The organism is Thermogladius sp., assembly GCF_049970955.1.
Classification (GTDB): Archaea; Thermoproteota; Thermoprotei_A; order Sulfolobales; family Desulfurococcaceae; genus Thermogladius.
Map to the genome: position 1 here is coordinate 1 of NZ_JBMFLY010000082.1, position 3,335 is coordinate 3,335.

Here is a 3,335-nt window from a genome sequence, read left to right on the forward strand (position 1 = left end):
TCCCTGCTCATTCTGTCGAGGAGCTGGCAGGGGTCGTACTTGTCCAGCCCGTACTTCAACACTAGGAAGTCGCGTACCGACTCCACCAGCTCGACGAGCTCGCCCTGCGTCAGCTGTATACCGCTGTTCAGCTGGCCGTACCAGGCCCTCAGCTTGCTGGGCCTCCCCGAGAAGTATATGGAGAGCGCTGCGAGCTGGAGGTACCTGCCGAACATGTTCTCCGGCAAGAGCCTGACGGTTACGCTACTTGACACCCGCCACCACCTTGAGCTCCTCGTGCTCCTTAAGGTAGAATGCCTTGAAGCCCGGGTTAGTTGAGTAGAGCTTTCCCACCAGCCCGGGTGGAGGGGTGAGGATGTTCTGGGAGGATATCCTCCACCCGGCCGCGACGTAGTACTCGGCCAGGTTGTAGTCGAGGTCGTAGAGGTAAACGCTCACCACTAGCTCGGGCACTCGCTTGGAGACCATGGAGGCCGGGACGTAGCCGAGCGTGTAGAAGTCCCCCTCCACCGCCTCGGGCTCCCCGTAGGCGGCCTCCAGTACCGAGACGACGCCCTCCTTGCTGCCCAGCCTCGAGACGCCGTGGCAGGCCTTCACGGCCGCGTCCTCGACGTCGCCCACGCCTACTCTCAGGCACCTGGCGAGGTCCTCCACGTCTATCAGAGCTCCGATGTGGACCACGCCGCCCGGCGAGTAGGTGGCGCCGAGGGGCTGGACGGGCATGATGAGGGGTATGGACTTGTAGATCGGTTCCTTCAGCGCTTTGTTGACCTGGCCGCCCGTCTTGTACACGAACCCCATGATCCTGGTCGTCTCCATGTAGCTACTTAGCCCCGTAGGGCTCATGGGGTCTAGGCCTGCTGACGCGCCCCTTGTAGCCTTCAGGAAGCACTCGAAGACGTCGGTAATCACGGGTCTCTTAGCGCCTTTTTTAGAGGAGGGGGGCTCCTCCCTTAGGCCGAGGAGCCTGGCGAGGGGGTAGGCGAAGGCCCCTACCACCGTCGTAGGCGGGGGCAGGACAAGGGCGGGCTGGGCCGCGGTCGCCCCCTTCACTCTAACGGTGAAGCCCCAGTGGAGCCTGACCTTGGAGTAAAAAAACCTCAGTTTTGGCATGGCTACCTCCCGGGGGCGAGGAGCTCTAGGAGCTTAGACTTCGCCTTCACCATGGCGTCGGTGTGGGAGGTCGCCTTCTCGACGGTTACTCCCTGTACGCTCTGGGGCTCCGGCAGACCCTCCTTGCTGAACCAGTACACGTGGACCTGCATATCCTTGAAGACGCTCACCAGCCTGCCCGCCCTCTCGACGCTCTCTACCAGGAAGTCCCTAGTGTGCGGGGGCGACACGTTGAACTCCACGGGTCCTCTGGACACCGAGACGGCCAGCGACAGGACCTCCCATATCGGGTTGAACCTGGACTTCTTGGCGCCGAAGAGGAGGCCGTCCAGCATGGCTATGAGGGCGTCGAAGGCGGCCTCCACCCTCTTCTTCTTCTCGGCGAGGAGGTCCACGCTCGGGCCGCACCCGGGGGAGAGCTCGGCTACGTCGGAGGCGTTGAGGGCCGCTGTGAACCCGTAGAGCGCGCTGGCTGTCTCGACGTAGTAGAGGGCCTGCTCCCTCTCCTCGGCTCTAGGGGTGTACCTGACGTGTAGCTGGGGGTACGCGGCGGTCGCGCCCGACTCTATCGCGTCTAGCGTTGGCACCATGTAGCCGAACTTGACCCTCGAGACCCTCTTCACCAGTTTGTCCGTGTAGAGGAATCCGCCCACGTCGGCCACTACGCTGGACTTGAGTATGGCCTCCTCGACCTTGCAGGGGTCCTTCAGCTGTGTGAGCTGGAACTTGGACTCGACCTCCTGGTAGTACTTCTTCACGATGTCGTCGCTCGCGAACTTCATGTAGTAGCCCTGCTTGTCCATCTCGGTGACCGGGAGGCCCCTGCTCTGGGCTATCGCGGACAGCAGCCTCTGGTAGTGGTAGGCCAGGCTCTCGCCGCTTATCGCCGGGACGTAGACGACGCTGACACCAGACTGCTTGGACGCCACCACGACGGGCGCCTTCCTGTGCCTGGCGACGTTGCCGACGGTCTCGGCCATGTTCAGGGCCTCGACGTTCAGGAGTATCCTAGCGGAGACGCTCGCGTAGACGACCGGCGGGTACTTGGGTTGCGAGGCCACCCTCCCACCCCTCACGACTTCTTCTCGACTCTCACCTTGGGTATGGCCGCGTAGGCCTGCATCGCCAGCTCCCTGCTGAACCTGACGACCTCACCGCCGGGCTTGCCCTTCACGGCCTTCTTGACCTCCTCGACCTCCTTCTCCAGCTCGTCGCCGGAGACTTGGGGGCACTCGTAGACCGCTTCCTTCGTCTCGTACTTCTCCTTGCCCTGGCAGAGCGAGAGGTAGGCTCTGATCGCGTCGTTGAGGGCCTCGTACACGCTGGCCTCGTTGAGTGCTGTGGACAAGCGGTCTATGTAGCTGTAGTCTCTTAGCGCCCCCAGGAAGGCCAGGACCTCGACCAACTTCGACACTCGCGCCACCCATCAAAATATTCTGGTGCCTCCCATATTTAAGCTTTTCCTGTGGAGTAACCTGCTATATAATGGTTACATCCCGTGTCCATGCTTAGTAAAACTTTTCTACGCGTTTCAAGGTCACGATCTGTGACCATCTAGTAGAGCGCGTCGTGGAGCGTCTTGGACACCGTGTAGTAGTCGCCCTCCTGGGCTAGCAGCCCCTCCTCCGCGAGCTTCCTCAGCCTCTTGTAGGCCGTGGCCTTGGGTAGCCCGAGGTCCCTGGCCAGCTCCGGCGGCCTGGCCCTCCCCACGCCCGCGACGTAGTTGAGCACCTCTACCTCCTCGCTCGTGAGGGACGCCAGCCTCTTCAGCCAGCCCGCCGGGGCCTCTAGCGACGCCTCGAAGCCCTCTCCCTCGACGACCACCCTCACCCTGTCCGCGAAGCTCGGGTGTACCAGGAGGGAGGCGATGAGCGCCGCTACCACGAGGAGCCTGGGGCCGCCCGAGAGGTAGAGCTCCACCTCGTCGGCCCCCCTCGCGAGCTCGGACTCCAGCTCGGCTAGGACCCCCCTGACGAGGCCCCTACCGGGCTCGAACGCCCTGAGCTCGGCCGGCACGCTCAGCCTGTCCGCCACGAACTCGACCGTGGCGAACGCGTTCTCGACCCTCCTGAAGGAGGCGTCGTCGACCCTTAGCGCCAGGCACTTGATCCTCCCGTAGCCCCCCTGGCGCACCCTCCTCAGGACGAGGTCGGCGTCGAAGCCCAGAGTCGCCACGAGAGTGCGGGCCAACGAAAACACCTATCAGAAACTTTGACAGCCCA

5 protein-coding genes are annotated in these 3,335 nt (G+C 63.2%); all 5 read right to left on the reverse strand.

Annotated features, from left to right (window positions below; translation table 11 throughout):
* Positions 1-254 (reverse strand): hypothetical protein (locus tag ACP5VX_RS06625; RefSeq protein WP_428725095.1); only part of this gene is annotated, 254 nt, incomplete at its 3' end.
* Positions 244-1,113 (reverse strand): hypothetical protein, encoded by an 870-nt coding sequence (locus ACP5VX_RS06630; RefSeq protein ID WP_428725096.1) that lies wholly within the window; start codon positions 1,111-1,113, stop codon positions 244-246. The genes ACP5VX_RS06630 and ACP5VX_RS06625, both read right to left, overlap by 11 nt.
* Positions 1,114-1,115: 2 nt before the next feature.
* Complete coding sequence (gene cas7a / locus ACP5VX_RS06635) at positions 1,116-2,174, reverse strand: type I-A CRISPR-associated protein Cas7/Csa2 (RefSeq protein WP_428725097.1); 1,059 nt, start codon at positions 2,172-2,174, stop codon at positions 1,116-1,118.
* Between the two features lie 11 nt (positions 2,175-2,185).
* The gene (locus ACP5VX_RS06640) at positions 2,186-2,527 is read right to left on the reverse strand and encodes a hypothetical protein (RefSeq protein ID WP_428725098.1); all 342 of its coding nucleotides are present in this window, start codon (positions 2,525-2,527) and stop codon (positions 2,186-2,188) included.
* A 140-nt stretch (positions 2,528-2,667) separates the two neighbouring features.
* Positions 2,668-3,303 carry a CRISPR-associated CARF protein Csa3 gene (gene csa3, locus ACP5VX_RS06645; protein ID WP_428725099.1) on the reverse strand — a complete coding sequence of 212 codons (636 nt, stop codon included), beginning with the start codon at positions 3,301-3,303 and terminating at the stop codon, positions 2,668-2,670.
* Positions 3,304-3,335 lie beyond the last annotated feature (32 nt).